Origin of the sequence: Streptomyces sp. NPDC101234 (genome assembly GCF_044767525.1) — a bacterium.
Classification (GTDB): Bacteria; Actinomycetota; Actinomycetes; order Streptomycetales; family Streptomycetaceae; genus Streptomyces; species Streptomyces sasae.
Genome location: NZ_JBIWOA010000013.1, coordinates 80,573 through 105,836 on the forward strand (window position 1 = coordinate 80,573; position 25,264 = coordinate 105,836).

Consider the following 25,264-nt stretch of genomic DNA (forward strand, 5'->3'; position numbering starts at 1 on the left):
GGAAGTTGTACTGTTTGTCCGTGGACCCGGAACACGCCTCCGCCAATGGACGGGCGAGGTCACAGCGGCCCCAGGCGTCACATCGCGAGGTGGCCGACGAGCTGCGCATCCGGATCAGGTCCGGGGTGCTGCGGCCGGGCCAGCGCATGCCCACGCAGGCCAAGCTGGCCGACGAGTTCGGCGTCGAGCGGGGGGCCGTACGGCAGGCGCTGCGCATCCTGCAGTCGGAGCAGCTGCTCACCAACGTATCGAAGGGCAGTCCGGCAACGGTGGCCCCGGTTCCGGGCCCGGTGCGGTTCGCCGTGGGGCCGGAGGCGCCCCCGCAGCCCACGATGGTGGCGCTCACGCCCCGGATAGAGGCGGCCTTCGCCGCACCGCACGTGGAGATCGACGCGCTCTGCCTGACCTCGGTCTCCCTCAACCTCGCCCTCGGCGAGCCGCTGCGGCTCATCCATGCGGGGCGGCTGGAACCGGCCAAGATCGACGTCCGGGTGCTGCTGCCCAGCCGGAACATCGACCTCGCGTTCCCGACCGCGGTGGACGCGTCGGCGGAGGACGCGGTGCACAACCGCTGGCTGGCCCAGCGCAACGCGCAGGGCCAGGTGCTCCAGCACAACCTGCAGGCACTGCGCGCCACGCACGGCGTCGATGTGCAGGTGACCTTCCGGGCCCTGCCGTTCACCCCGCCGGTCAAGCTCTACCTGCTCAACGGGGTGGAAGCGCTGTTCGCGTACTACACGCTGGGGCGCCACGAGCGGGAGATCGGCCACGAGCATCTGCAGACGTACGACGCCGAGGGCACGCGGTCGATGCTCTTCGCCTTCGAGCGGGGCTCGGGGCTGCGGGACACCACGTTCGTGACGCAGTCCCGCCTGTGGTTCAACGCGCTCTGGGAGACGATCAGTTCGGAGCTGAAGCTCACGTCCTAGCCGCCGCCGGACCGGCGAGCACCAGGGCGAGCAGGACCGCGCCGGCCGCGCTGAACGCCGGACTCTTGGCCTTGATCCCCACGGTGAGCAAGAGCAGGCCGATAATGCCAGTGGCACCGTACTTCGACTGGACGATCTGTTCGAAGCCGACGACGAAGACGGCGGAGAGAAGAGTGAGGGCGGCGGGCATGGTGGTTCCCCCATCGTCGGGAAGCAAAGCTTCCACCAACTCGACCAAGTTGGCAACCAACTCTAGTTATGTTGTTCCCAGTTGGTTGTGACTTATAAACAACCTTCAAACAACTCCCGCCAAGTGGATCAGAGTTGTAGCGTTTGGTCGTGACTCAGGAGAACGTGGCAGTGAACGGCGGAAGCAGGCTCACGCACCAGGAGATCGCCGACACCCTGCGGGAACGCATCCGCGCGGGTGACCTCAAGGCGGGTGACCGGCTGCCCACCCAGGCCGAGTTGGCGGAGGAGTTCGGCGTGGAGCGCGGCGCCGTACGCCAGGCCCTGCGCGCACTCCAGGACGCCGGTCTCCTCACCAACGTCAGCAAGGGCAGCCCGCCGCGGATCGCCGAGCGCCCCGGCCCCACGCTCGACGAGCCCCAGCCGACCATGGTCGGCCTCGGCCCGCGTATGACGGAGGCGTTCGCCTGCCCGCATGTGCGCGTCGACGCCGCCTGCCTGACCGCCCAGAGCCTGCTCCCGGCGCTCGCCGAACCGCTGCGCATGATCCACGAGGGCCGGATCCGCCCCGAGCGCATCGACTTCCGGGTCCTGCTGCCCAGCCGGGAGATCAACCTCGCCTTCCCGGTGTCGGTCGAGGGCGACGGCGACGCGGTCCACAACCGCTGGCTGGCCATGCGCAACGCCCAGGGCCAGGTCCTGCAGTACAACCTCCAGGGCCTGCGCTCCACCCACCAGATCGAGGTGAACGTCACCTTCCGGGCACTGCCGTTCACCCCGCCGGTCAAGCTGTACCTGCTGAACGAGGCCGAGGCGCTGTTCGCGTACTACATGGTCACCCGCCGGGAGGAGCAGACGGACTCAGGCCCGCTCGACATGTACGACGCCGTCGGCTCCGAATCCCTCCTCTTCTCCTTCGAGAAACGGGCCGGGCACCGGGACGCCGCGTTCGTGGAGCAATCGCAGAAGTGGTTCAACGCCCTCTGGGAAACCATCACCACGGACCTGACACTCTCCTAGTGACTTCTGATACGACGCAGACTGAACAAGTGACGGAAGAGACGGCACACGAGACCGGGAAGCTGCGAGATCTGATCACCCGTGCCCAGGTGGTCCTGTGGGACTTCGACGGGCCGATCTGCCGGTTGTTCGCCCGGCACCCGGCGGCGCGGGTGGCGGACGAGCTGGTGGACTGGCTGGCGAGCCGGGGCCTGCGCGGCCTGGTCACCGACACCGAGCGGGACTCCCTCGACCCGCACCTGGTGCTGCGCGCCGTGGACCGCCGGCATCCCGGCAGTGACCTGGTCACCGAGTTGGAGGAACGTCTCACCAAGGAGGAGCTGCGGGCCACGTCGACGGCGATGCCCACGGCGTTCGCGGACATCCTCATCCAGACCTGGCGGGCGCGCGGCGTACGCATGGCGGTCACCACCAACAACTCCCCCCGGGTGGTCCGCGCCTACCTCGACGACCGGGGCCTGACCCCCTGCTTCGCCCCGCACATCTACGGCCGCACCCAGGACCTGCACCGCCTCAAGCCCGACCCGCACTGCCTCAACCGGGCCCTCAACGCGATGGGCGCCGCCCCCGACGCGGCCCTGATGATCGGCGACTCCCCCTCGGACCTCGAGGCGGCCCACTTGGCCGGGGTGCCGTTTCTGGGCTACGCGCGTAACGAACGGAAAGCCAAGCTTTTGACCGGGGTCGGTGCGGAGTGCGTCGTGGACTCGCTGGAGCCGCTGCTGGCACTGGTGCGGGACTAGCGCCAGCCGTCCGGTCACGCGCCCGCTGCCGGCGCCTGCGGACCCACGCCGTCATGGACACCAGCAAACCCGCTGTCCAGAAGACCAGTTGACTCAGATCGTCGATCTGCACACCGATTCCGAGCACCCGGATGGTCATGGCTTTCCACCCCCCTCGCCCCGCAGGTTCCAGTCAACCTCTCAAGTCCGACAGTTGACTGAGAAGTTGACTGCTCTTGTCAGGGATGCCCGGTCAACTAGATCCAGTAACGCCTAAGTTGACTGGCCAGTTGCCTGACTGGAAGTTGTTTGCCGAGGGCCCGCACGCGGTACGTACGACATGTGACCGAGCGGACGAAGGACGGCGGCGCGTTCCAGCGGGTCTCGGAGGAGCTCCGGGTCCGGCTCTCCGACGGCGGCTATCCGCTGAACTCCTTCCTGCCGTCCCAGGGGACGCTCGCGGAGGAGTTCGGGGTGTCCCGGGACACCGTGCAGCGGGCCTTGCGCGAACTGGGCAGCGAGGGGTGGATCGAGTCCGGCCGGGGCAAGCGTTCCAGGGTCGTCATGCGCCAGCACATACAGTCCTCGGCGCCCCGGGCCAGCCGGTCCCGGCATCATCCGATGACGCTGGGACCGCTGATCGGCGAGGCCTTCGAGCGGGACGAGGTCACCCTGGACATCGCCACCCTGACCTCGGAGAGCCTGGACGCCCACATCCGCATCCAGGCCGAACGGATCCGGGCGGGTGACATCTCGCCCCGGCGGATCCACCTGCGGATGCTCCTTCCGGCCGAGTCGCACCCCATGCCGTACCCCCGGGCGAGGGACGACAAGGACGACCCGCGCCTGCCGGAGCGGCTGCGCGCCATCACCGAGACGCACACCGCCTCCCTGCACACCGTCCTCGACCAGCTCCACACCGAGAAGCTGGTGCCGAACGTGAAGCTGGAGGTCCGCCGCACCGAGCTCACCCCGACCTTCAAGCTGTACGTCATCAACCACGACGAGGTGCTGCACGGCTTCTACGCGCCGATCGTGCGCAAGGTGATCCTGGCGGACGGCACGGAGGTGGAGGCCGTGGACGTCCTGGGCTTCGGAGCCACCCTCACCCACCACGTCCGCGACCACTCGGACCCGAAGTCGTCCGGTTCCGTCTTCGTCGCCAACGCGGCCAAATGGTTCGAGTCCGTCTGGAGCCTGCTCGCCTCCCAGCCGTAGCATTCGCGTGATCCGGAGGGGTCTTTGGTGCGCTAGAGTGCCGATCCATCTGAGCAACCGCTCGGTTGCATGCGTATGAGTGGATGGCTAAAGAGCCGGCCTCGGACGATCGTGCTGACGGGTGACCGCACAACTGAGCGACCATGCACCCGCCCGGGTCACTCAGCCACACCTTGAGTCGTGTCGTGTGTCACCTGGCAATACCGTTTCCCTTCCCAATCCACGCGATATTGCGCGCGTACCACCCCCGGAGCGACCAGTGGGTGCACCACCTGTCCCCCCTGGTGCCACCGGGAGAGACGCCGGCAGGCCTCTGCCCGACGACGAGTACGAGGCGTTCCTTGGGCATGCGGCGGAACGCGGGCTGGCGAGCAACGGCTTCCACAACCAGAACTATGTCCTCCCCCTGACGGAGCCGATGGCCCGGCTGCTGGGCCTGCAGTCCGGCACCGCCGTGACCGTCCGGGTGCGCAGGACCGACGCCCTCTCCGTGGTGATCCGGACCTGGGCCGACGAGGCGCAGATCCTGCGGGCGATCCAGGGTGTGCTGCCCAATGTGACCGAGTGCCTCTTCGAGGGGAACCGCTTCACCATCCACAGCTTTGTGGACGGAGTCCCGCTCTCCAGCGTCTGCGAGAACGGCAAGCCGGTCGACGCCGTCCTGCTGAAGGATCTGATGGCGCTGTTCGCCCGCATGACCCAGGTGCGCGGTGCTGCGCTCCCCACGCTGCCGTCGATGTGGCCGCGGAATCACACGGACAGCCAGGGGTTCCTGCGGACGCTCGCCCGGATGGCGGACCTCCAGATCCGCCAGGCCAACGAGGACGTGTTCGGCTGGCTGTTCGCCGCCCTGGGGATTCCCGAGGACGCGCTGCTGCGCTTCGCCGACCGGGTCCCCGCGCTGACCCGGCGCCCGTACAGCCTCCTCCACGCCGACCTGCACCGCGACAACCTGATCACCTCGCCGACCGGCGGACCGCTGCTCACCTGCGTGGACTGGGAGCTGGCCACCTTCGGCGACCCCCTGCACGACCTCGCCACCCACCTGGTCCGGATGCAGTACCCGGACGACCAGTGGGACGAGGTCGTCGAGGCGTGGGTGGGCGCCATGCGGACGGTACGGTCCACCGCCACCCATGGGGTGACCAAGGACCTGCGGCACTACGTGGACTTCGAGCGGGCCCAGTCGGTCTACCCGGATGTGATGCGGGCCGCGAAGCCCTTGCAGGAATCCTTCGACGAGAAGAACCTGCAGGAGGCGACGGCGGCCGTCCGCCGGGCACTGTCGGCGGGCGCCGAACCGCTGCGGCTGCACACGGTGCCGGGCGACCGCGAGATCGAGCAGGTCCTGTTCCGTTGGGCCGCCGCCACGCCGGTCGCCGGGCCCGGCCGGCGTCGCCGGATCGCCGAGGTGATCGAATGGCGGCAGGACCGGCGGGTACCCGAACACCCCGACTTCCCGCACCGCGCGGTGCGCGCCGCCCTGTTCCTGGAGGGCACCGCGCCGGCCCGCCAGGTGTTCAAGGGCACCGCTCACCTCAACTCCGTGATCCGGGTGCCGGACATCGACTTTCCCGTGGTGATCCGCCGCAAGGTGCCGCACGTCCGCCGGCTCGAACGCAGCTACCTCAGTGAGCACGCAGTGCTGCGGGCGATCGAGGGCTCCGGGGCGCCGGTGGCCGCGCCCCGCGTCCTGGCCCTGGGGGAGAGCCGCTCCCGCTACCTTTTCGCCTACTCCCGGGACCGTTTCGCCATCCACACCTACGAGGGCCGGACCGACCCGGACCACAAACCCGACCACCCCGTGCACGGTCTCCTCCCGCACGAGGCCGACGGGCTCGTCGACCAACTGGCCGCACTCACCGAGGTCGACCACACCCAGGTCGACCCTGCCGCCGGTGAACTGGGCTTCTACGGCTGGCTCATCGAGCAGCTCGTCAACCTGGTCGCTGCGCTCCCCAAGGAATCCCAGCAACTGGCCCGTTTCCTCGGCCTGCCCAACGCCCCTCGGCTGCGGGAGATCCTGGCCCGGCACCCGGTGAGCGATCGCCCCCCCGCCCTGCTGCACGGCGATCTCAACCCCTGGAACCTGGTCCGCAGGGACGACCGCCTCGCACTGACGATCATCGACTGGGAGATGGCCCTGGTCGGCGACCCCCTCTACGACCTGGTCCGGCACATGCATCTGACGCCGACCCGGCCGGAGATCCGCGACCGGATGTTCCGGCGCTGGGAGCGCCGGCTGGCGCCCAGGTTCACCCACGACTGGCAGCAGGACTGGCGGGTGTACCGCTGGATCGAGATCGTCCGCTCGGCCTATGTCGACCTGGACCGCCTGATCACCGGAGCGAGCCTGGACGCGCCCAACGTCCGCCGGGCCGTGGACTCGTACGCCATGACGCTGACGGCGGCCAAGGGTTCGCTGGGCCTCTCCACCCGTACGACCACGAACCCCCATCTTGCTCGTGCTCTGGCCTAGGAGGACCATGGCTGGACCGAATATCCGTTTGCCCATGGGCCGGTAGCGGCGACCGGGCAGCACGGCGCGGAGGGGGCGTGCATGTCCGGGGGGAACGGCGGTTCGGCGGGCGGTACCGGGCCGTCCTGGCGGCGGCGCTTTCAGGAGCGGGTCGAGCCGGTGGTGACTCGTGCTCTCCTGCTCGGCATCTTCGTCACCGGTCTGATGGCCCAGTTCGTGAAGCCGGTCGGTGACGCCCTGGAAGGCAAGGCCTATCTCGGCGGCGCGTTGCTGAGCCTGGTCGGCTATGTCCTGTACGACCAGGTGAAGGAGCTGACGTCGTCGGTCCGCGCCCCGGCCCGGGCGCTGGTGAACTCCAGTCAGCTGGACAGCTTCGTCAGCGAGGCCTTCGAGGCCCGAAGTGTTGAGATCAGCTTTCTGGGCTATACGGGCGAGACGCTCTACCACGCCTTGTTCCACCGTCTGGAAGACCTGTCCGACCGCCCCGGGCCCACCCGCAGAGTGTCGATCCGCATGCTGGTCCCGGATTTCGGGCAGCCGATGACAGTCCCCGCCAAGGTGGGGGACCTGGACATGCCCGTGGACGACGTCGACTTCCGTAAGCGTATGGAGCAGCGGTGCCGTGAATACGACGGCATACTCTCCGAACTCGCGGAACGGCTCACGGCCGGGGGCCGGGTGAGCGTCGAGTGCGAGTACCGCTTCTACCCCGGTATCCCGCGCGACAAGATCTGCATCTTCAACCGGCGACAGGTGCTGCACGGGCTGTACGACCTGTCCGCGCGGACGCGGCTGCACCACATGGGCGACGAGTACTACGACCCCAAGGGGTACCGGACCGACCTGAACGTGTGGTCCCGGGACGGTGCGGCCGAGGCGGCCGTGGCGACGTGGACCAAACACTTCGACGATCTGTGGCACCTCGCGAAACTCCCCCAGTGGCGGCAGGGCGTGTCGGCCTGAATGCCGCTGCGTAGGCTCGTCCCATGGGTGAGATGGGCCTGCGTGAGCGCAAGAAGCGGCGGATGTACGAGGACGTGTCGGACATCGCCGTACGGCTGTTCCTGGCGAAGGGGTTCGACGCGGTCCCGGTCGCCGAGGTGGCCGCCGCGGCCGGGATCTCCAAGCCGACGCTGTTCCGGTACTTCCCGGCCAAGGAGGACCTGGTCCTGTACCGGATCGCCGACCACGAGACGGAGGCCGCGCGACTGGTCGCGGGGGCCTCGGGCGCCGAGTCGCCGGTCGGTGTGCTGCGGGCGCGCTTCCTCGACGGACTCCGGCGCAGCGACCCGATCACAGGGCTCAACGACCATCCCGCGGTCCTCGCCTTCCACACCCTGCTCAACAGCACCCCGACCCTGGTCGCCCGGCAGTACGCCTATCTGGAGCGGTCGGAGGCCGCGCTGGCCGAGGCGCTCGGCTCCACCCTTGAGGCCAGGCTGGCCGCCGGCCAGATCATCGCCGTACAGCGGATCCTCGCGCAGGACAACTGGCGGCGGATCGCGGCCGGGGAGCGGGTCGAGGACGTACGGGAGGACGCCGTACGGGCGGCGGAGCGGGCGTTCGGGCGGCTGGAGCGGTCCCTGGCCGAAGACGGCTGAGCTGCGGCCGGGCTTCGAACGGAGTCCGCTGAGCTCCGGTAAAAAATTTAACCGGGTCACGTTTTTTCGTTTACGCTGTCTCCATGCAGCAGGAACTCGACCTCGAACGCGCCTACCACGACACCTGCCGGGCCGCCCTCGACCGCATGGTCGAAGGCGCCGCCGAACACGTCGTCACCGGCGAGGACGTCTCCGCCTCCGGCGCCGACGCCGAGGTGCTCGGGTACCAGCTGCGCAGCCACGCCAAGGAGATGCGCGAGCTGCCGGAGGGCCCGCTGTTCTTCGGCAAGCTGGACTTCGAGGCGGGAGAGCACGCCGGGCAGAGCTACCGCATCGGCCGGCTGCGGATCAGCGAGGAGCCGACCGCCCCGCCCCTCGTCGTCGACTGGCGGGCCCCCGTCTCCCGCGCCTTCTACCAGGCCGGCCCCGACGACCCCCAGGGAGTCGCGGTACGGCGCCGGTTCGGCTGGGCGCCCGGCAGCCGCGGCGACTCCGCCGACCTCACCGGCCTGGAGGACGAGCATCTGAGCAAGGGCGAGGCCGGGACCGGAGCACTGCTCACCCACGAGATCGAACGACCCCGCGTCGGCCCCATGCGGGACATCGCCGCCACCATCCAGCCCGACCAGGACGACCTGGTCCGGGCCGGCCTCGCCGACTCCGTCTGCGTCCAGGGCGCCCCCGGCACCGGCAAGACCGCCGTCGGCCTGCACCGCGCCGCGTACCTCCTCTACACCCACCCCCAGCGCATCCGCCGCTCCGGCCTCCTCATCCTCGGCCCCAACCGCACCTTCCTCTCCTACATCTCCGAGGTTCTCCCGGCCCTGGGCGAGACCGGCGTACGGCAGACCACCCTGCCGGAGGAGATCGGCCGCCACCCGGCCACCGGCACCGACTCCGACCGCACCGCCGCGCTCAAGCACGACCCCCGGATGGCCGAGGTCCTGCGCCGGGCGCTGTACTCCCGTGTCTCCACCGACGGCATCGACGCCCTCTCGCTCTCGGACGGCACCTACACCTGGCGGGTGCCCGCGGCCGTACTGGCCCGGATCGTGGAAGGGGTGCGGGACGAGGAACCGCCGTACGCCGTCGGGCGCGAGCGGGTGCGGGGGCGGGCGATGCGGGCCGTGCAGCTGCAGGCCGAACGCCGGGCCGGCCCGCAACCGGCCGCCTGGACCCGGCGCCTGGAACGTTCCCGTGCCATGAGCGCCTACCTCGACACCGTCTGGCCCAAGGTGCCCCCGGAGGAGGTGGTCGCCGAACTCCTCACGGACGCCGGGGTGCTGGCGCGGGCCGCCGAAGGCCTCCTGACCCCCGACGAACAGCGGGAGCTGCGCTGGCCCCGCCCGCCCCGCTCGTACAAGTCCGCCCGCTGGTCACCCGCCGACCTGGTCCTCCTCGACGAGGTCGCGGGGCTCGTCGAACACCCCGAGGGCTACGGCCATATCGTCGTCGACGAGGCCCAGGACCTCTCTCCCATGGAGTGCCGGGCGATCGCCCGCCGGGCCGTCTTCGGCTCGCTCACCGTCCTCGGCGACCTGGCCCAGGCCACCACGCCCTGGTCGGCGCGGAGCTGGGGCACGGTACTGCGGCACCTCGGCAAGCCGGACGCCGCCGTCGTCCCGCTCACCACCGGCTTCCGCGTCCCGGCCGCGGTCGTGGACCTGACCAACCGGCTGCTGCGGCACCTGGGCACGGACGTGCCCCCGGCCAAGTCCTACCGGGCCGACGGCGAGCTGACGATCAGCCCGACGCGGGACGTCCACGCCACGACGGTCGCCGCCGTACGGCGGGCCCTCGCACACGAGGGTTCGGTGGGGGTCGTGGCGGCGGACCCTGAGGTGACCGGGGTGCGCGCCGCCCTCGAGGCCGCCGGCATCGACCCGGCGGACCCGGACCGACTGGGCGCCCGGGTGGCGGTGGTCCCGGCGAGCATGGTCAAGGGCCTGGAGTACGACCACGTGGTGGCCGTGGAACCGGCGGCGGTGGCGGAGGCGGAGGAGCGCGGCCTGCACAGGCTGTACGTGGTTCTGACGAGAGCGGTGTCCAGGCTGGATGTGGTGCATGCGAGGCCGTTGCCCTTCTGAGGGACGGCGGCACCAACGCGCCCCCCAAGGGGTGCGGGGCTGTATTCGATGTGCGGCTACCGCCGCGTGGGCGCGACCAGCCACAACTCACCCGCAGCCGCGCTACTACCTCTCCTGGCACTCTCTTGCGATCCTGTCCCCGATGCTCCTCTTCCTAGACATCGACGGAACCCTCATCCCCTTCGGCGCCCCGGCCGGCCACCCCTACCCGGTCTACGGGACCGACCCCACCCCCTCGGCCCCCCTCCTCACCCGCATCGACCCCGCCCTCGGCCCCCGGCTGGAAGCCCTCCGCTGCGACCTCGTCTGGGCCACCACCTGGATGGACGACGCGAACGCCGTCGTCTCCCCCTGGCTGGGCCTGCCCCCGTTGCCCGTCGTGGAGTGGCCGGACGAGGACGGGCCGCCCTCGCTGCTGCACTGGAAGACCCGGGCGCTGGTGGCATGGGCGGGGGAGCGGCCGTTCGTCTGGATCGACGACGAGATCACCGAGGCGGACTCCGCCTGGGTGGCCATCCACCATCAGCACCCCGCCCTTCTCCACCGTGTCGACCACGAGTTCGGCCTGACGGACGCGGACTTCACGGCGCTGCAGGAGTGGCTGCGGGCGAACCGAGGGCCGCGGTGACGGTGTCGGCGGCAAATCCCCGGGATTGACGGGGAGTTGGGGCACCGGGATGATCGGCGGCGATCCGAGCGACGGAAGGACCGGCCCGTGTCCGTACCCCCTGCCGCCGAGGCGGTAGCGCTCCTCCATGAACTCGGCGCCGCCGGGATCGCCCATCCCGGAGGCACACTCCTCGCCCATCTCCTGCGAGTCCACGACCAGTTGGCGGCCTGGGACGCCCGTCCGGCCCTCCGGCTCGCGGGTCTGTGCCATGCCTGCTACGGCACCGACGGCTTCCCCACCGCACTGCTGGCCCCGGACCGCCGCGCCGAACTCACGGCGGTGATCGGCGCCGAGGCCGAAGCCGTCGTATACCTCTACGGGGCGTGCGACCGGAAGGCCACCTATCCGGTGCTCGCGGAGCCCGACGCCCCCGTCCACGACCGCTTCACCGGCCGCCCCCGCATCCCCGAGCCCCGACTCCGCCGGGACCTCGCCGAACTGACCGCCGCCAACGAACTCGACCTCGTCCGTATCGACCCGTCCTTCCGGGAACGGTGGGGACCCGGACTCCTCACCCTGTTCACCCGCTTCCGCCCCCTGCTGAGCCGGCCGGCCTGGTCGACCTGCCACGCCCTGCTCACGGAGGGCTGACGGCCGATCGCCGGGCCCGTCGGCGACGAGCCCTCAACTCGGCTCGGCGGGGGTGTCCGAGGGCGTCCCGGGCTTCCCGTGCAGGACCTCCCGGGCCTGGTCCGCGGCGCGCGCGATGCTCTCGGAGATGAAGTCGGTGAACCGGGCGATGTTCTCGAGGCGGCCGGCGGCCGGGGTGCCCGGACCGAGGACGGCCACACCCTGGCGTGCGGTGTCGGCGAGGTGGGCGGTGGCGCGGGCGCTGGCCATCGTCGACTGGTACATGACGTCGTCGTCGACGAGGTAGCGCTCACGACGGCGTTCGTCGCGTTCCCTGCGGATGAGCCCCTGGCTCTCGAGGAACGCCACCGCCTTGGAGACGGAGGCCGGGCTGACCTGGAGGCGCCGGACGAGTTCGGCGGCGGTGAGGCTGCCCGCGTCGGTGGTGTAGAGGCAGACCAGCACCCGGGCCGTCATCTTGGACAGGCCCGACGCCATGAAGATGGTGGTGAAGACCTCCTCGTACGCGTGCACGGCCTCGGCGTCGCGTCCGTGGGCCTGCGGGGGAGTGCCCGGGTCCCGGGGCGCGGCCTGCCTGCGGCGGTGGGTGCGGTGTTCGGTGGCGCGGTGGGCGAGGTCGGCGCGGTAGGCGGTGGGGCCGCCGTTGCGCATCACCTCGCGGGTGACGGTCGAGGTCGGGCGGTCGAGGCGGCGGGCGATCTCGGCGTAGGCGAGGTCGTCGGCCAGCCCCAGCGCGATCTGCTGACGCTCCTGCTGAGTGAGCCTGCCTCCCGGCATCGCGGTCTCCTCGGTCTCCTTCGGGGTGTGCGGTGCGTTCGAGTATAGCGTTCACTCTTCATTCATTGCAACGCGCGGGAGCAGGTTCTGTTGCGTTAGATTCAAAACCATTGCAACGATTATCGACGCTGACCTGCATATACATAGCTGCGGTGCAATGAATCCGTTGCTGAATCCATGAATGCAACGTAGCGTTTCTCTCGTCGGAAACGGCGGCCCGAAAGGGGACCGCCCTGTAGATGAAGGAGTGCGCGATGCAGAAGTTCGACACCCCCGCCCCGGTCTTTGTCGTCCTGGACATCCCCGCGGGACTCATCCGGTTCATCGCCGCCGACCGGGCCGACACCACCGTCGAGGTGCTGCCCTCGGACGCCGCCCGGAGCCGTGACGTGAAGGCGGCCGAGCGGATCGAGGTCGGCTACGACGACGGTGTGCTGCGGATCGGGGCCGCGGCGGCGAAGAACCGGATCCTCGGCGACTCCGGGTCGGTGGAGGTGACCGTCCAGCTGCCGGCCGGCTCGCGCGTCGAGGCGAAGGCGGCGCTCGCCGAACTCCGGGGCGTGGGACGGCTCGGTGACGTCGTCTTCGAGGGTGCGCAGGCCACGGTCAAGCTCGACGAGACCGACGGCGCCCGGCTCACCCTCCAGGCCGGCGACATCTCCGTCGGCCGGCTGGGCGGTCCTGCCGAGATCAGCACCCAGAAGGGCGACCTCGACATCACCGAGGCCGTGCGCGGCGCGGTCGTGCTGCGCACCCAGCACGGTGAGATCTCGGTCGGCGCCGCCCGCGGGGTCTCCGCCTCCCTGGACGCGGGCACCACCTACGGCCGTATCAACAACACCCTCAAGAACGACGGCACCCCCGCCCTCGACATCCGGGCGACCACCGCCTACGGCAACATCAGCGCCCACAGCCTGTGAGTCCGGGCGCGGCATGCACCGGACGGGGGGGGGGGGGGGGGGGGGGGCCGGGGGGGGGGGGGGGCGCCCCCCCCCGGGGGGGGGGGCCCCCCCCCGCCCCGTCCGTACGGTCTTGTTCGCCCTTCTCGGCGAACAGGTCGACCAGGCCCTGGGCCGTGTTGTCGGCGGAGTCGATCCGGTGCACCTCGGCGCCCTCGTACGTGGCGACCTCGGCGCTGCGCGGGAACATGGCCCGCTCGTACTCGGCGAGCGCGGCCTCGGTGTCGTCGGCGTGTGCGGCGAGCGCCTTGCCGAGTTCGGCGCCGTCGAGCATGGCCAGGTCGGCGCCCTCGCCGTTGGGGGCCTGGAGGTGGGCGGCGTCGCCGAGCAGGGTCACCCCCGGCACCCGACCGGCACCCCTCCGACAACCGACCGACACCCCACCGGCCCTCTCTCGGCCTGGCGGACCGTCACTCCGCGCGGTCCTCGGCGGTCGGTATCCCGTCTGTCCTGTCTTGGACAAGTCCGGGCATCGTGCCGCGTTGACCTCCGGGCAGGGGTTGCGCTCGCATCGTCAACGGGGTGTGGCCGCCCTTGTTGTGATGGATGGGGTTCCGCAGTTGTGGCGTCGAGGGCGGTCGGAGGGGGCTAGACGACCGCCGGCAGGACGGTCAGCGTTCCTGTGGTCGTGTCGATCGTCGCCTGGGTGCCGAGGGGGATCGTCGGGGGGTTGCTGCCGTGCCCGGCGGGGAGCCCGCCCAGGACCGGGACACCGAGCCCGGCGAGTCGGTCGCGCAGGATGTCGCGGATGCCCCAGCCACCCAGTGTCGGATCGCCGGCGTCGCGGTCGAAGCCGAGGAACTGGCCGAGGGCGACGCCGCGCAGGCCGTCGAGTGCCCGGGAGCGGATGAGCTGGGTCAGTGCGCGGTCGACCTCGCCCAGTCCGGTTCCTCTCTGGTGTTCGAGGAAGAGGACGGCCCCCCGGAGGCTGGGCAGGCCGGCTCCGGTCTCCGTGCGGATCGCGCTGAGGTTGCCGCCCATCAGGATGCCCGTCGCCGTGCCGTCCACGGTGACGTCCGCGGTGGCCTCGGACGGGTCGCGGTGGAGGGTGACGGGGTCGGTGGTCATCAGCGCGCGGCGCAGGGACTCGGCGGAGGCGGGCCCGGTGTAGGTGTCGTCGCGTTTGGCGAAGGGGCCGTGGAGTGTGGCCAGGCGGCATCGTGACCACAGGGCGAGGTGGAGGTGGGTGATGTCGCTGAAGCCGACGACCGGCTTCGGGTCGCGTGTGAGGGTGTCGGTGTCGAGGTCGTCGACGATGCGGTAGGTGCCTTTGCCGCCCATGGCGGCGATCACGGCGCGGACCCCCGGATCGCGGAACGCCTCGTTCAGGTCGGAGACGCGGTCCTCGTCGCGGCCGGCCATGTAGCCCCACTGGTCGAAGACGTGTTCGCCTAACTCGACCTGAAGGCCCCAGGAGGTGAGCAGGTCAACGCCCCGGGCGACTTCTTCCCGACTCGGCGGACAGGCGGGAGCGACGATCCGCACCCGATCCCCGGGCCGCAAGCGCGGCGCCCGCAACGACAACGGATTCTGGTGGTCATCCATCCGACGATTCTGCGTGCAGACACCCGTCTCTGGGCCGTCCGGGTATGGCGCGGCACACTTTTGCAAGCAGGTGCTTGCAATTGTTAGCGAGGGTGCTGCAAGGTGGAGGCATGGCATCGCTCAACGTCGGCAATCTCGGTGAGTATCTGCGCGAACAGCGGCGCAACGCGCAGCTGTCGCTCAGGCAGCTCGCCGACGCCGCCGGGGTGTCCAACCCGTACCTGAGCCAGATCGAGCGCGGGCTGCGCAAGCCGAGCGCGGAGGTGCTCCAGCAGGTCGCCAAGGCCCTGCGGATCTCCGCCGAGACGCTGTACGTCCGCGCCGGCATCCTCGACGCCGAGCGGGATCTGAACGAGGTCGAGACCCGCGCGGTCATCCTCGCCGACCCCACTCTCGACGAGCGGCAGAAGCAGGTGCTGCTGCAGATCTACGAGTCGTTCCGGAAAGAGAACGGCTTCGGGTCAGGCTCCGGCGAGGAGAACGCGGGCGACACGGACACCGCCGGCGCCAAGGACGACGCCGCCGACGACGACGGTGCTGCCGACAGCGGTGCCGACAGCGAGACCGATCCGCGGCGGACGGCCGGATGAGCCGGCCAAGCGCGCCGACCGCCGCGCCGCGGACCACAAAACCCTCAGCCGAAAGCGAATCCGGGAGGACCATCACCATGGCCATCACCGACGACCTGCGCAAGACCTTCAGCGACCCGACTCCGCTCTACTTCGCCGCCGGCACCGCCGACCTGGCCCTCCAGCAGGCCAAGAAGGTCCCCGGCCTGGTCGAGCAGCTGCGTACCGAGGCCCCCGCCCGCATCGAGGCCGTGCGCAACACCGACCCGAAGGCCGTGCAGGAGAAGGCCACCGCCCGCGCCAAGGAGGCCGGTGTCAAGGCCAAGGAGGCACAGGCCAACCTCCAGTCCAAGGTCAACGACTTCATCGTCTCCCTCGACGGCGACCTCAAGAAGCTCGGCGAGTCCGCCCAGGACTTCGCCCTGCGCGGGGTCGGAGTGGCCGCCGAGTACGCGGTCAAGGCCCGTGAGACCTACGAGAAGGTGGCCGAGCACGGCGAGCAGGCCGTGAAGACCTGGCGCGGTGATGCCGCCGACGAGATCGAGGACCTGGCCATCGCCGTCGAGGGCAAGCCCGAGCCGGTCGTGGTCAAGGACGAGGAGAAGAAGGCGGAGGAGCCGAAGGCCGCCGAGACCAGGCCGGTCGCCGTGAAGAAGGCCCCGGCCGCCAAGAAGACCCCGGCGCCGCGCAAGGCCGCCACGGTCAAGAAGACCACCCCGCCGGCCAAGTAACCGGCGGGGCGACGACGGCTACGGGCCGGGCACTCCTGGGGTGCCCGGCCCGTTGTCGGTGTAGCGGGAACGCCCGAGCGGGTACGGTGACCGCATAGGGACAAGCCGAGTCGGGTGGTGGACGTTGTGCTGATGCAGGGCTTCACGAGTTTCCTGGGGCTGCTCTACCTCGCCATGCTGGTGCTGGCCGTGGTGGCTCTGGTCATGGCCGCGCTCTTCCGCGACGACGCCTACCGGGCCGCCAGCAAGCAGAACAAGGGCTTCTGGCTGATCATCCTCGGCATCACCGTCGCGGTGAACCTCCTGGTCCCGATGCTCTTCCTGCAGCTCGCGGGCCTGGTCGCCACGATCGTCTTCTTCGTCGACGTCCGCCCCGCCCTCAGGCAGGTCTCGGGAGGCGGCTTCGGCCGCCGCCGCGGCCGGGGAAGCAGCAGCGACGGCCCGTACGGCCCGTACAACGGCGGCCGCTGACCTTCCAGGCCGCTGACCTTTCAGGACGCGCCCGCTGCCCCGCGCCCCCAAAGGGGCGCGGGGCGGTATTGATTTGCGGCTCCGCCGCGTGGGCGCGACCAGCCACGACCCACCCGCAGTCGGCCGACGGCAGCCCGCTCACGGCGAGCAGCCGCTCAAACCCCCCGATCCAGCAGCACAACAGCCACGTCGTCCGTCAGTTCGCCCCCATTGAGCTGCCGCACCTCGTTCACCGCCGCCCGCAGCAACGCCTCCCCGGTCAGCCCGGAGGCACGCTGGCGCCGCACCATCTCGACCATCCCCTCCTGACCGAGCCGCTCTCCGCCCGAGCCCACCCGGCCCTCGATCAGCCCGTCGGTGTAGAGCATCAGGCTCCACTCGGCGCCCAGCTCGACCTGCATCCGCGGCCACCGGGCACCCTTCAGCAGCCCGAGCGCCGGTCCGTTGTTGTCGTAAGGCAGCAGCTCGGCCGGCCGGTCCGGCCCGGCGACCAGCGGCGCCGGATGCCCGGCCAGGCACAGCCCGGCCGAGCGCCCGTCCGGCGCTATGTCGACCGTGCAGAGCGTCGCGAAGATCTCGTCGTCGGAGCGCTCGTGCTCCAGCACCTCCTGCAGCGTGCCCAGCAGCGCGTCCCCGCACAGCCCCGCCAGGGTCAGCGCACGCCAGGCGATCCGCAGCTCCACCCCGAGCGCGGCCTCGTCCGGCCCGTGCCCGCAGACGTCGCCGATCATCGCGTGCACGGTCCCGTCGGGCGTGCGCACGGTGTCGTAGAAGTCGCCGCCGAGCAGTGCCCGGGAGCGGCCGGGGCGGTAGCGCGCGGCGAAGCGCAGTGCCGAGCCGTCCAGCAGGGGCGTGGGCAGCAGGCCGCGCTCCAGGCGGCGGTTCTCCTGCGCCCGCATCCGCCCCTCCGCGAGCTTGCGCTCGGTCGTGAGGGAACGTTTGCGCTCGACGGCGTACCGGATGGCGCGGCTCAGCAGCCGGCCGTCCAGTTCGTCGCGGAAGAGGTAGTCCTGCGCGCCGACGCGCACGGCCTCGGTGCCGCGCTCGGCGTCACCGGAGGCGGTGAGCGCGAGCACGGCATGGCGGGGCGCGAGCTGGAGCACGTGCCGGAGCACGGCGAGCTCGTCGGTGCCGGCACCGTCGCCGGTGGCTGCGCTCGTGCGGCCCGGCGCCGGCAGCGCCAGGTCCAGCAGGATGCAGTGGACGTCGTCGGTCAGCAGCCGCTCGGCCTCGGTGAGGTTGCGGGCGGTGCGGACGCGGATCGAGGTGCCGGACGCGTCCTGCAACTCGGGCAGGACCGGCGAGCCGGCCGGATCGTCCTCGATCAACAGCAGGGTGAGAGTGGTGCCGCCGGTGTTCTGTGCGACGGCTTCCGTGCGGTTGGCCTCTTCCTTGAGGGGGCCGCCGCCCTGTGCGGGCATGGCGGCCGGCGCCTGACCACTCTCCACGACCGGGATCGCTCTCTGCCGCGGTACGGGTACGGGCATCGTGTTGGGTTCCTTCCCTCCCCCCGAGGGCATGGCGGGGCGAGGGACCTCGACCCACCCGACGGGGACCATAGCGGTACTGGCCACTTCAACGGAATGGTGTGAGCCACGTCGCCCTGTCTCAGGCCGGTGGCATATGCCGCATGCCGTACCGCAGTTGGGTAAGAAATGCGTCGGAGGGGGATGACGAAGGTCACGTGCCGCCGGAGTTTGAACGGGCGTTGGCGTGCACTGGGTCACATGACCCAGCTCACGAAAGGGACATCACACCCAAAAAGAAAGGTCAGGCGTCCGGGCGTACCACTCCGAGGATCGGCATCGAACCGGCGCCGCCGATCGACACCGTCCGCCCCGGGCGCGGGGCTTGGATGATCGCGCCGTCCCCGATGTACATCGCGACATGGCTGGCGTCGTCGAAGTAGATGATCAGGTCGCCGGGGCGCATGTCCTTGACGTCGATGTGCTGGAGCTGCTTCCACTGCTCTTCCGAGGTGCGCGGAATCGGCCGGCCGGCGCTCGCCCAGGCCTGCGAGGTCAGCCCCGAGCAGTCGTAGGAGTCCGGGCCCTCCGCGCCCCACACATACGGCTTGCCGAGCTGGGCCGTGGCGAACGCGACCGCCTTCTGGCCCGCCGCGGACGCCTTGCTGTGGATCTCGTCGAGTATCCCGGTGTCCAGCCAGGCGGTCTGTGCGTTGTAGGCGGCCTCCCGCTCCAGTTCGGCGAGGCGTTCCTTCTGCTTCTTCTCCAGCCGCGATTCGAGCTTCTCGGCGGCGGCGATCCGCTCCGTGATCTTCTTCTTCGCGGCGGCCTTCGCCTTGCGTCCCGCCTCCAGCTTGTTCCACTGGTCGGCCGCGTCCGCCGCGTACTGCTTCAAATCCTGCTGGGTCTGGGTCAGTTGCCCGATCAGGTCCTTGTAGGCCCGGCCGCCCTGGAGCGCCAGCCCGGCCCCGTCCAGGAACTGCGAGGGGTTGTCGCTCAGCAGCAGCTGGGCGGTGTCCGGCAGCCCGCCGGTGCGGTACTGGGCGGCGGCCGCCCGGCCCGCGCGCGCCTTCAGCCCGTCGAGCTTCTGCTGGCCCTCGACGATCTTCTTGGCCAGCTCGACGATCTGGGCGGACTGCTGCTGGGAGGCCTCCTGGGCGGCGTTGTACGCGTCGGTGGCGACGGCCGCGTCATGGTAGAGATCGTCCAGTTTCTCCCGTACGGCCTCAAGGTCCTTGTCGGCCGGGAGAGTCACGGAGGGGCTGGGGGAGGCCGAGGCGCCGGGAGCGGCCGAGGTGCTGGAGGACGGTGTGGGGCTCGGTGCCGCGAACGCCGTGCCGGGTGCCGCCAGTACGGTCACCGCGCAGACCACGGTCACCGCCACCATCAGGATCCGGCGCCCGCCCGGGTGGGCGGTGTGCTTGTCCGGTCCCATGACCCGACCCCCCAAAAAACTGATTAACCGTCAGTAACTTATGGCACGTGGAGGATCGTGCCACGTCGCGCCGCAAAGCGACAGAGGTAGCAACAGGTGGGTTCCTCCCCTGTTTCCCCCCGAGCATGACGATCTCCCCGCCTTTGTGACGTACGACTCACCGAGATCGTTCCATCCGCCTGCCATCAGGCAAGCGGCGCCAATGCCCCCCACGCCACCGTCACTTCTCCCTGCCGCCAGCGCACCGCCGAGTCCGTCACGGGCCAGTCGGCCGTCAGGTCCCGCACCGCCCGGATCCACCGCTGCCGGGCGCCGTACGACGCGTAGGGCGCGGCGGCCGCCCAGGCGCGGTCGAAGTCCCGCAGGAACGCGTGCACCGGCTCGCCCGGCACATTGCGGTGGATCAGCGCCTTCGGCAGCCGCTCCGCGAGGTCCGAGGGCCGCTCCAGCGACCCCAGCCGGGTGGCGAAGGTCACCGTCCGCGGCCCCTCCGCCCCGAGCGCCACCCACACATGACGCCGCCCGATCTCGTCACAGGTCCCCTCGACCAGCAGCCCGTCGGGCGCGAGCCGCGCGCACAGCCCCTCCCACACGCCGGCCACCTCGCGCTCGTCGTACTGCCGCAGCACGTTGGCCGCACGGATCAGCAACGGCCGTGCGGGCACGGGGATCTCGAACCCGCCGTGCCGGAAGGTGAGCCCGTCACGCTCGTAGGGCCTGGCCGCGACGACCCGGGCGGGCTCGATCTCGACCCCGACGACACGCGCGCGTGGAGCGACGGTACGCAGCCTGCCGAGCAGTTCGACGGCGGTCCAGGGCGCGGCCCCGTAACCGAGGTCGACGGCGACGGGATCGCCGGCGCGCCGCAGTTGGGCACCGTGGGTCGCGGCGATCCAGCGGTCCATACGGCGCAGCCGGTTGGGGTTGGTGGTCCCGCGCGTCACCGTTCCCACGGGGCGGGAGGCGCGGGCAGTCATGGATACGAGGGTAAGTGGGAGCGCCCCTTCAGGGGTGCGGGGCCGGGTCGATATGCGGCTACCGCCGCGTGGGCGCGACCATCCCCCACTCGCCCGCGCACAAAACACAAGCGCACCACCCCACGCATCCCACCATCGAACGGTTGAGCGAAATTCAGTAATGTGTCAGTAAAATCGACACCCTCCGGAATGGGAACCGGCCCCTCCGCTGTTCCACTCCTGGAGGACGCTCGACGCCCTCCCGACGGCATGCCCGCACCAAGGAGGACCGCCACGTGAGCCAGTACGCCAGCAGGCTCGGGCGCCGCTCCCCGTCGGCCGCCACCCGGCTCCTCCGCCCCCGCCGCCCCCGCCGGGTCGCCATGCTCTCCGTGCACACCTCACCGCTCCACCAGCCCGGCACCGGCGACGCCGGCGGCATGAACGTCTACATCGTGGAGCTCGCGCAGCGCCTCGCCGCGATCAACATCGAGGTCGAGATATTCACCCGGGCCACCTCCGGCGGCCTCCCGCACACCGTCGAACTCGCCCCCGGCGTCCTCGTCCGGCACGTCGACGCCGGCCCCTACGAGGGCCTCGCCAAGGAGGACCTCCCGGCCCAGCTGTGCGCCTTCACGCACGGCGTGATGCAGGCCTGGGCCGGCCACCGCCCCGGCTACTACGACCTCGTCCACTCGCACTACTGGCTCTCCGGCCACGTCGGCTGGCTCGCCGCCCAGCGCTGGGGCGTCCCCCTCGTGCACGCCATGCACACCATGGCCAAGGTCAAGAACGCCAGCCTCGCCGACGGCGACACCCCCGAACCCGCCGCCCGGGTCATCGGCGAGACCCAGATAGTGACCGCGGCCGACCGTCTCATCGCGAACACCTCCGAGGAGGCCGACGAGCTGGTACGGCACTACGCGGCCGATCCCGCCAAGGTCGCCGTCGTCCACCCCGGAGTGAACCTCGACCGGTTCCGCCCCGCCGACGGCCGCGCGGCCGCCCGCGCCCGCCTCGGCCTCCCGCAGGATGCCCTGATCCCGCTCTTCGCGGGCCGCATCCAGCCCCTGAAGGCCCCCGACGTGCTGCTCCGCGCCGTGGCCGTCCTCCTCGACGAGCGCCCCGAACTCCGCTCCCGGATCGTCGTGCCGATCGTCGGCGGCCCCAGCGGCAGCGGCCTCGCCAAGCCGGAGGGGCTGCAGAAGCTGGCCGCGCGGCTCGGCGTCGCGGACGTGGTCCGTTTCCGCCCGCCGGTCGGGCAGGAGCAGCTCGCGGACTGGTTCCGGGCGGCCTCCGTCCTGGTCATGCCCTCCTACAGCGAGTCCTTCGGACTGGTGGCGATAGAGGCCCAGGCGGCCGGGACGCCGGTGCTCGCGGCCGCCGTCGGCGGCCTCCCGGTGGCCGTCCGGGACGGTGAGACCGGCTTCCTGGTGCACGGTCACGACCCTGCCGACTACGCGCGCGTGCTGCGCTGTTTCGCCGACGACGCCACTCTGGCGGACCGTTTCGGCAGCGCCGCCGCCCGGCACGCCCAGTCCTTCGGCTGGGACACCGCGGCCGCCGCCACCGCCGACGTCTACATGGCCGCGAACCAGTCCCACCGCCGTCGCGTACGCTCCCCCCATGGGTGATGCTCCACAGGAACGGCAGGCCGCGCAGGTCATCGAGGGTGTCCTGAAGGACGCCGAGCTGGAGTGGGAGAGTCCCGAACCCGGCAACTACGTCGTACAGCTCCCCGGCACCCGCAAGCTGAAGACGACCGTCTCCCTCCTCGTCGGCCGCCACTCCCTCTCGCTCAACGCCTTCGTCGTCCGCCACCCCGACGAGAACGAACCGGCCGTCCACCGCTGGCTCCTGGAGCGCAACCTCAAGCTGTACGGCGTGGGTTACGCCGTCGACCGCCTCGGCGACGTGTACGTCACCGCCAGGCTTCCGCTCGCCTCCGTCACCCCCGACGAGATCGACCGCATCCTCGGCCAGGTCCTGGAGGCGGCCGACGGTGCCTTCAACACCCTCCTGGAGCTGGGCTTCGCCTCCGCGATCCGCAAGGAGTACGCGTGGCGGGTGTCCCGCGGGGAGTCGACCCGCAACCTGGATGCGTTCACGCATCTGATCGAGCGCTCGGCCGACTGACCCAGGTCCGTACCTGAGCCCGATTGACCTCTGCACGACCCTTTCGAGGCGGCGGGGTGCCGTGCCATGCTCACGCCAGACGCAGATCTGAACGTCGTTCACATCCATGAAGAGTCGCATGGAAGGACGCACGGAATGAGCACCGCGCACCAAGGCATGACCAACGGCACGGCCAACGGCATGACCAGACGGACCCTGCTCGCCGGCGCCACAGCGGTGGCCGCCGCCACCGTGACGGGCGGCACGGCCCACGCATCGGACGGGGTCCACGCATCCGACGGCCAGGTCCCCTCCCTCTGGCGGGAGTTCACCCGCACCCCCTTCACCCACCCGCAGATCCCGTACATCGGCAGGGCCGGCGCGGCACGCGTCCGCCGCCTCCCCGTGGTCGCCGACGTCCGCGCGTACGGCGCCGTGGCCGACGGAGTCACCGACTGCGCCCCCGCGATCAACCGTGCCATCGCCGCTGCCGCCAGGGCCGGCGGTGGCACGGTCACCATCCCGCCCGGCACCTTCCGCATCGACGGCCTGATCCAGCTCGGCCACGACAACGTGGTGCTGCGCGGCGCCGGCAGCGGCCGTACCACGCTCTACGCGACGAAGAACCTCACCGAACTGATCGGCCCGTACGGCTCCCGGTACGGCGGCACGAAGTCGGCGTGGTCCTGGGCGGGCGGGCTCATCTGGCTGGCGCCGAAGGCCCGTTGGGACTCCCTGACGGCCGCCATCAGGGCGCAGGCCTGGCCGTTCGAGGGCTGGACCGGCAACAAACGGGACGAGTGGGAGCAGTTGACGCCCGTCGCCCCCGCCCGCCAGGGCGACCGGACGGTCACGGTCGCCGACCCCTCCCGGCTGCGCCCCGGTTGCCTGGTCCTCCTCCGCGTGGACGACGACAGCGCCCACACCCTCCTCCAGCACATGTCCGGCGGCGGCCCGGGCCCGGCGTCGTACTACTGGGAGGACAAGACCAAGCTGCTGTCGTACGTGCCCTACGAATGGCCCGTCCGCGTCACGGCCGTCCACGGCCGCCGGGTGACCCTGGAGCGCCCGCTCCCGGTCGACCTGCGCCCCGAGTGGAACCCGCAGTTCACCACGCACGTAAGGGCGTTGACCGGATCCGGGGTGGAGGGCCTCACCCTCGACGTGATGGAGACCCCGCAGTCCCCGCACCTCCTCGACAAGGGCTACAACGGGGTCGTCCTGCAGTGCGCGTACGACTGCTGGGTGGACGACGTCACGGTCCGCAACGTCGACAACGGCTTCGGCCTGGTCGCCGCCTCCGCCTGCACCCTGCGCGGCACCCGGGTCGGCGGCCGGGGTGAACACCACCCGTACTTCTGCCGCGAGGGCTCGCACGACAACCTGATCGAGGACTTCACGATCGAACAGCGCACGGTCCCGGCCCCGTCCGACACCCAGCTGCACGGCATCAACGTCGAGGGACTGTCCTCCTACAACGTCTGGTCGCACGGCGAGATGCAGATGGGCACCTTCGACTCCCACCGCGGCCTGCCCTTCGCGAACGTCCGTACCGACATCACCGTGAACAACAACGGCCGCCACGGCGGCGACGCGAACGCGGGGCCGTTGTTCGGGGCGCGGTTCACGCACTGGAACGTCCGGGTGACCAACGGCCGCGCGGGCCTGATGCGCCTCGACGGCCTCGCCCCGTACTCCGCCACCGTCGGCCTCGACACGGTCACGGACTTCGACCAGATCGACGTACCGGACTTCACCGGCGACCTGCACTCCCGCCTGGAGCTGTACGGGACATGGGACGCGGTCCGGCCGCGGAACCTGTACGAGGCTCAGCGCGAGCTGCCGCTCCGGTAGCGCCCGGGGGTCACCCCGACCAGCCTCTTGAAGTGCCGGGTGAGGTGGGCCTGGTCGTAGAAGCCGGTGGCGGTGGCCGTCTCGCCGGGCGGTACACCGTCGAGCAGCAGCCGGCGGGCGCGGCCCACGCGGCGGGACATCAGGTACTGGTGCGGGGCGATGCCGTACGCGCCGCTGAACGCCCGTACCAGGTGGGCGGGGTGCGCGTGCAGCAGCCCGGCGGCCTCCTCCAGGGCGAGCCCGTCGGCGACGCGCTCGTCGAGGAGCTCGCGGAGGGCGGTGGCGAGGGCCGGGCCGGCCGGCCTCTCGGCCACGAGACGGGGGCGGAGCAGGCCCCGCAGCCGCTCGCCGATGAGGGTGAGCCGGCTCTCCGCCTCCAGCTCGTCTCCGGGGCGGGCGAGGGAGGAATGCAACTGGCCGACGCGCCGCCGCAGCAGCGGGTCGCGCAGGTCGGGCCCGTCGACGGCGGCACCGATGAGCTCGTCGCCGAGCAGGGCGCCGTCCAGATAGACCACCCGCTTGCGGAAGCCGTCCGCGGTGGCCGGGGAGCCGTTGTGCGGTACGTGCGGCGGCAGCAGGGACACGGTGTCGCCAGGGGTGCCGTGCTCGTGCCGGTCGAGGTCGTACCGTACGGCGCCGTCGTCCACGATGAGCAGCGTCCAGGCGTCATGGACGTGCATCGGGTAGGCGTACTCGGTGAAGTGCGCGTGGAAGACCTCTGCGACGCCCGGGACACGCGGCCGCCAGGCGGTGACATGCTGCGTGGCGGCCGGCGCGGCGTGCGGCCCGGCGCCCTGCGTGACGTGCTGCGGGACGTGCTGCCGGGGGGCCATGCAAAGAACGTACAAGACGGGGTCGTACCGCGGTCGGCAGTCTCATG

At 70.9% G+C, this 25,264-nt stretch carries 24 protein-coding genes and 1 pseudogene; 17 read left to right on the forward strand and 8 right to left on the reverse strand.

The features are described 5' to 3' along the window. The first annotated feature begins 14 nt into the window (after positions 1–14). Positions 15–929, forward strand: coding sequence for a winged helix-turn-helix domain-containing protein (locus ACIRR9_RS24080; protein WP_403755264.1), 915 nt, complete (start codon positions 15–17; stop codon positions 927–929). Here ACIRR9_RS24080 and ACIRR9_RS24085 read toward each other — a convergent pair. Continuing rightward, on the reverse strand, positions 919–1,119 hold the full coding sequence (locus tag ACIRR9_RS24085) for a hypothetical protein (protein WP_365350828.1): 201 nt from the start codon (positions 1,117–1,119) through the stop codon (positions 919–921). The two genes, ACIRR9_RS24080 and ACIRR9_RS24085, sit on opposite strands and share 11 nt — an antisense overlap. A 143-nt stretch (positions 1,120–1,262) precedes the next feature. On the opposite strand from ACIRR9_RS24085, the gene ACIRR9_RS24090 reads away from it, so the two are divergent. From ACIRR9_RS24090 to ACIRR9_RS24130, 9 genes are all read left to right on the forward strand, one after another. Continuing rightward, on the forward strand, positions 1,263–2,138 hold the full coding sequence (locus ACIRR9_RS24090; protein ID WP_403755268.1) for a FadR/GntR family transcriptional regulator: 876 nt from the start codon (positions 1,263–1,265) through the stop codon (positions 2,136–2,138). 29 nt (positions 2,139–2,167) lie between these two features. Then, positions 2,168–2,881 (forward strand): HAD family hydrolase, encoded by a 714-nt coding sequence (locus tag ACIRR9_RS24095; RefSeq protein ID WP_316774294.1) that lies wholly within the window; start codon positions 2,168–2,170, stop codon positions 2,879–2,881. Positions 2,882–3,202: 321 nt separating this feature from the next. After that, on the forward strand, positions 3,203–4,078 hold the full coding sequence (locus ACIRR9_RS24100; protein WP_403755271.1) for a winged helix-turn-helix domain-containing protein: 876 nt from the start codon (positions 3,203–3,205) through the stop codon (positions 4,076–4,078). A 259-nt stretch (positions 4,079–4,337) separates the two neighbouring features. After that, a complete protein-coding gene (locus ACIRR9_RS24105; RefSeq protein WP_403755274.1) occupies positions 4,338–6,557 on the forward strand; it encodes a phosphotransferase family protein in 2,220 nt (739 codons plus the stop codon). An 81-nt stretch (positions 6,558–6,638) separates the two neighbouring features. Next, complete coding sequence (locus ACIRR9_RS24110; RefSeq protein WP_403755277.1) at positions 6,639–7,520, forward strand: hypothetical protein; 882 nt, start codon at positions 6,639–6,641, stop codon at positions 7,518–7,520. Between the two features lie 23 nt (positions 7,521–7,543). Further along, entirely contained in the window at positions 7,544–8,158 is a 615-nt protein-coding gene (locus ACIRR9_RS24115) for a TetR/AcrR family transcriptional regulator (RefSeq protein WP_403755280.1), read from the forward strand. 83 nt (positions 8,159–8,241) lie between these two features. Continuing rightward, positions 8,242–10,245: a HelD family protein gene (locus ACIRR9_RS24120; RefSeq protein WP_403755283.1), complete on the forward strand. Its 2,004-nt coding sequence runs from the start codon at positions 8,242–8,244 to the stop codon at positions 10,243–10,245. 142 nt (positions 10,246–10,387) lie between these two features. After that, positions 10,388–10,873, forward strand: a complete 486-nt coding sequence (locus tag ACIRR9_RS24125) for an HAD domain-containing protein (protein ID WP_403755286.1) — start codon at positions 10,388–10,390, stop codon at positions 10,871–10,873. Positions 10,874–10,960: 87 nt separating this feature from the next. Continuing rightward, positions 10,961–11,506, forward strand: a complete 546-nt coding sequence (locus ACIRR9_RS24130; RefSeq protein WP_403755289.1) for a DUF6817 domain-containing protein — start codon at positions 10,961–10,963, stop codon at positions 11,504–11,506. A 33-nt stretch (positions 11,507–11,539) separates the two neighbouring features. Here ACIRR9_RS24130 and ACIRR9_RS24135 read toward each other — a convergent pair whose 3' ends face one another. Then, on the reverse strand, positions 11,540–12,283 hold the full coding sequence (locus tag ACIRR9_RS24135) for a helix-turn-helix domain-containing protein (protein WP_403755292.1): 744 nt from the start codon (positions 12,281–12,283) through the stop codon (positions 11,540–11,542). A gap of 254 nt (positions 12,284–12,537) precedes the next feature. Here ACIRR9_RS24135 and ACIRR9_RS24140 point away from each other — a divergent pair, with 254 nt between their 5' ends. Further along, a complete protein-coding gene (locus ACIRR9_RS24140; RefSeq protein ID WP_403755295.1) occupies positions 12,538–13,203 on the forward strand; it encodes a DUF4097 family beta strand repeat-containing protein in 666 nt (221 codons plus the stop codon). A 118-nt stretch (positions 13,204–13,321) separates the two neighbouring features. Here the strand turns inward: ACIRR9_RS24140 and ACIRR9_RS24145 are convergent. Next, a pseudogene (locus ACIRR9_RS24145) lies at positions 13,322–13,591 on the reverse strand (FAD-dependent monooxygenase); the annotation flags it as partial. Between the two features lie 239 nt (positions 13,592–13,830). Beyond that, positions 13,831–14,787 (reverse strand): LD-carboxypeptidase, encoded by a 957-nt coding sequence (locus tag ACIRR9_RS24150; RefSeq protein WP_403755298.1) that lies wholly within the window; start codon positions 14,785–14,787, stop codon positions 13,831–13,833. 110 nt (positions 14,788–14,897) lie between these two features. On the opposite strand from ACIRR9_RS24150, the gene ACIRR9_RS24155 reads away from it, so the two are divergent. From ACIRR9_RS24155 to ACIRR9_RS24165, 3 genes are all read left to right on the forward strand, one after another. Further along, on the forward strand, positions 14,898–15,377 hold the full coding sequence (locus ACIRR9_RS24155; RefSeq protein ID WP_403755301.1) for a helix-turn-helix domain-containing protein: 480 nt from the start codon (positions 14,898–14,900) through the stop codon (positions 15,375–15,377). Positions 15,378–15,454: 77 nt separating this feature from the next. After that, positions 15,455–16,087: a hypothetical protein gene (locus tag ACIRR9_RS24160; protein ID WP_403755304.1), complete on the forward strand. Its 633-nt coding sequence runs from the start codon at positions 15,455–15,457 to the stop codon at positions 16,085–16,087. A gap of 132 nt (positions 16,088–16,219) precedes the next feature. Beyond that, positions 16,220–16,558 carry a DUF2516 family protein gene (locus ACIRR9_RS24165; RefSeq protein ID WP_384565585.1) on the forward strand — a complete coding sequence of 113 codons (339 nt, stop codon included), beginning with the start codon at positions 16,220–16,222 and terminating at the stop codon, positions 16,556–16,558. A gap of 155 nt (positions 16,559–16,713) precedes the next feature. On the opposite strand, the gene ACIRR9_RS24170 is transcribed toward ACIRR9_RS24165, so the two are convergent. From ACIRR9_RS24170 to ACIRR9_RS24180, 3 genes are all read right to left on the reverse strand, one after another. After that, positions 16,714–18,045, reverse strand: coding sequence for a PP2C family protein-serine/threonine phosphatase (locus ACIRR9_RS24170; protein ID WP_403755307.1), 1,332 nt, complete (start codon positions 18,043–18,045; stop codon positions 16,714–16,716). A 283-nt stretch (positions 18,046–18,328) separates the two neighbouring features. After that, positions 18,329–19,459, reverse strand: coding sequence for a C40 family peptidase (locus tag ACIRR9_RS24175; protein WP_403755310.1), 1,131 nt, complete (start codon positions 19,457–19,459; stop codon positions 18,329–18,331). A 185-nt stretch (positions 19,460–19,644) separates the two neighbouring features. Next, positions 19,645–20,436 carry a class I SAM-dependent methyltransferase gene (locus ACIRR9_RS24180; protein ID WP_403755313.1) on the reverse strand — a complete coding sequence of 264 codons (792 nt, stop codon included), beginning with the start codon at positions 20,434–20,436 and terminating at the stop codon, positions 19,645–19,647. 275 nt (positions 20,437–20,711) lie between these two features. On the opposite strand from ACIRR9_RS24180, the gene mshA reads away from it, so the two are divergent. The 3 genes from mshA to ACIRR9_RS24195 all read left to right on the forward strand — a co-directional run bounded on the left by mshA (position 20,712) and on the right by ACIRR9_RS24195 (position 24,384). Beyond that, the gene (mshA, locus tag ACIRR9_RS24185; RefSeq protein ID WP_403755316.1) at positions 20,712–22,049 is read left to right on the forward strand and encodes a D-inositol-3-phosphate glycosyltransferase; all 1,338 of its coding nucleotides are present in this window, start codon (positions 20,712–20,714) and stop codon (positions 22,047–22,049) included. Beyond that, complete coding sequence (locus ACIRR9_RS24190; protein WP_403755319.1) at positions 22,042–22,551, forward strand: YbjN domain-containing protein; 510 nt, start codon at positions 22,042–22,044, stop codon at positions 22,549–22,551. Before mshA ends, ACIRR9_RS24190 begins: the two co-directional genes overlap by 8 nt. 135 nt (positions 22,552–22,686) lie before the next feature. Further along, positions 22,687–24,384, forward strand: a complete 1,698-nt coding sequence (locus ACIRR9_RS24195) for a glycosyl hydrolase family 28-related protein (RefSeq protein WP_403755322.1) — start codon at positions 22,687–22,689, stop codon at positions 24,382–24,384. Here the strand turns inward: ACIRR9_RS24195 and ACIRR9_RS24200 are convergent. Next, positions 24,360–25,217, reverse strand: coding sequence for an AraC family transcriptional regulator (locus ACIRR9_RS24200; protein ID WP_403755325.1), 858 nt, complete (start codon positions 25,215–25,217; stop codon positions 24,360–24,362). The genes ACIRR9_RS24195 and ACIRR9_RS24200 overlap by 25 nt on opposite strands. Positions 25,218–25,264 lie beyond the last annotated feature (47 nt).

Coding starts and splice junctions, on each gene's coding strand:
- ACIRR9_RS24085 (WP_365350828.1), bottom strand. CDS start 1,119: ATGCCCGCCGCCCTCACTCTTCTCTCCGCCGTCTTCGTCGTCGGCTTC.
- ACIRR9_RS24110 (WP_403755277.1), top strand. CDS start 6,639: ATGTCCGGGGGGAACGGCGGTTCGGCGGGCGGTACCGGGCCGTCCTGG.
- ACIRR9_RS24115 (WP_403755280.1), top strand. CDS start 7,544: ATGGGTGAGATGGGCCTGCGTGAGCGCAAGAAGCGGCGGATGTACGAG.
- ACIRR9_RS24120 (WP_403755283.1), top strand. CDS start 8,242: ATGCAGCAGGAACTCGACCTCGAACGCGCCTACCACGACACCTGCCGG.
- ACIRR9_RS24125 (WP_403755286.1), top strand. CDS start 10,388: ATGCTCCTCTTCCTAGACATCGACGGAACCCTCATCCCCTTCGGCGCC.
- ACIRR9_RS24135 (WP_403755292.1), bottom strand. CDS start 12,283: ATGCCGGGAGGCAGGCTCACTCAGCAGGAGCGTCAGCAGATCGCGCTG.
- ACIRR9_RS24140 (WP_403755295.1), top strand. CDS start 12,538: ATGCAGAAGTTCGACACCCCCGCCCCGGTCTTTGTCGTCCTGGACATC.
- ACIRR9_RS24150 (WP_403755298.1), bottom strand. CDS start 14,787: ATGGATGACCACCAGAATCCGTTGTCGTTGCGGGCGCCGCGCTTGCGG.
- ACIRR9_RS24155 (WP_403755301.1), top strand. CDS start 14,898: ATGGCATCGCTCAACGTCGGCAATCTCGGTGAGTATCTGCGCGAACAG.
- ACIRR9_RS24160 (WP_403755304.1), top strand. CDS start 15,455: ATGGCCATCACCGACGACCTGCGCAAGACCTTCAGCGACCCGACTCCG.
- ACIRR9_RS24165 (WP_384565585.1), top strand. CDS start 16,220: ATGCAGGGCTTCACGAGTTTCCTGGGGCTGCTCTACCTCGCCATGCTG.
- ACIRR9_RS24170 (WP_403755307.1), bottom strand. CDS start 18,045: ATGCCCGTACCCGTACCGCGGCAGAGAGCGATCCCGGTCGTGGAGAGT.
- ACIRR9_RS24175 (WP_403755310.1), bottom strand. CDS start 19,459: ATGGGACCGGACAAGCACACCGCCCACCCGGGCGGGCGCCGGATCCTG.
- ACIRR9_RS24180 (WP_403755313.1), bottom strand. CDS start 20,436: ATGACTGCCCGCGCCTCCCGCCCCGTGGGAACGGTGACGCGCGGGACC.
- ACIRR9_RS24190 (WP_403755319.1), top strand. CDS start 22,042: ATGGGTGATGCTCCACAGGAACGGCAGGCCGCGCAGGTCATCGAGGGT.
- ACIRR9_RS24195 (WP_403755322.1), top strand. CDS start 22,687: ATGAGCACCGCGCACCAAGGCATGACCAACGGCACGGCCAACGGCATG.
- ACIRR9_RS24200 (WP_403755325.1), bottom strand. CDS start 25,217: ATGGCCCCCCGGCAGCACGTCCCGCAGCACGTCACGCAGGGCGCCGGG.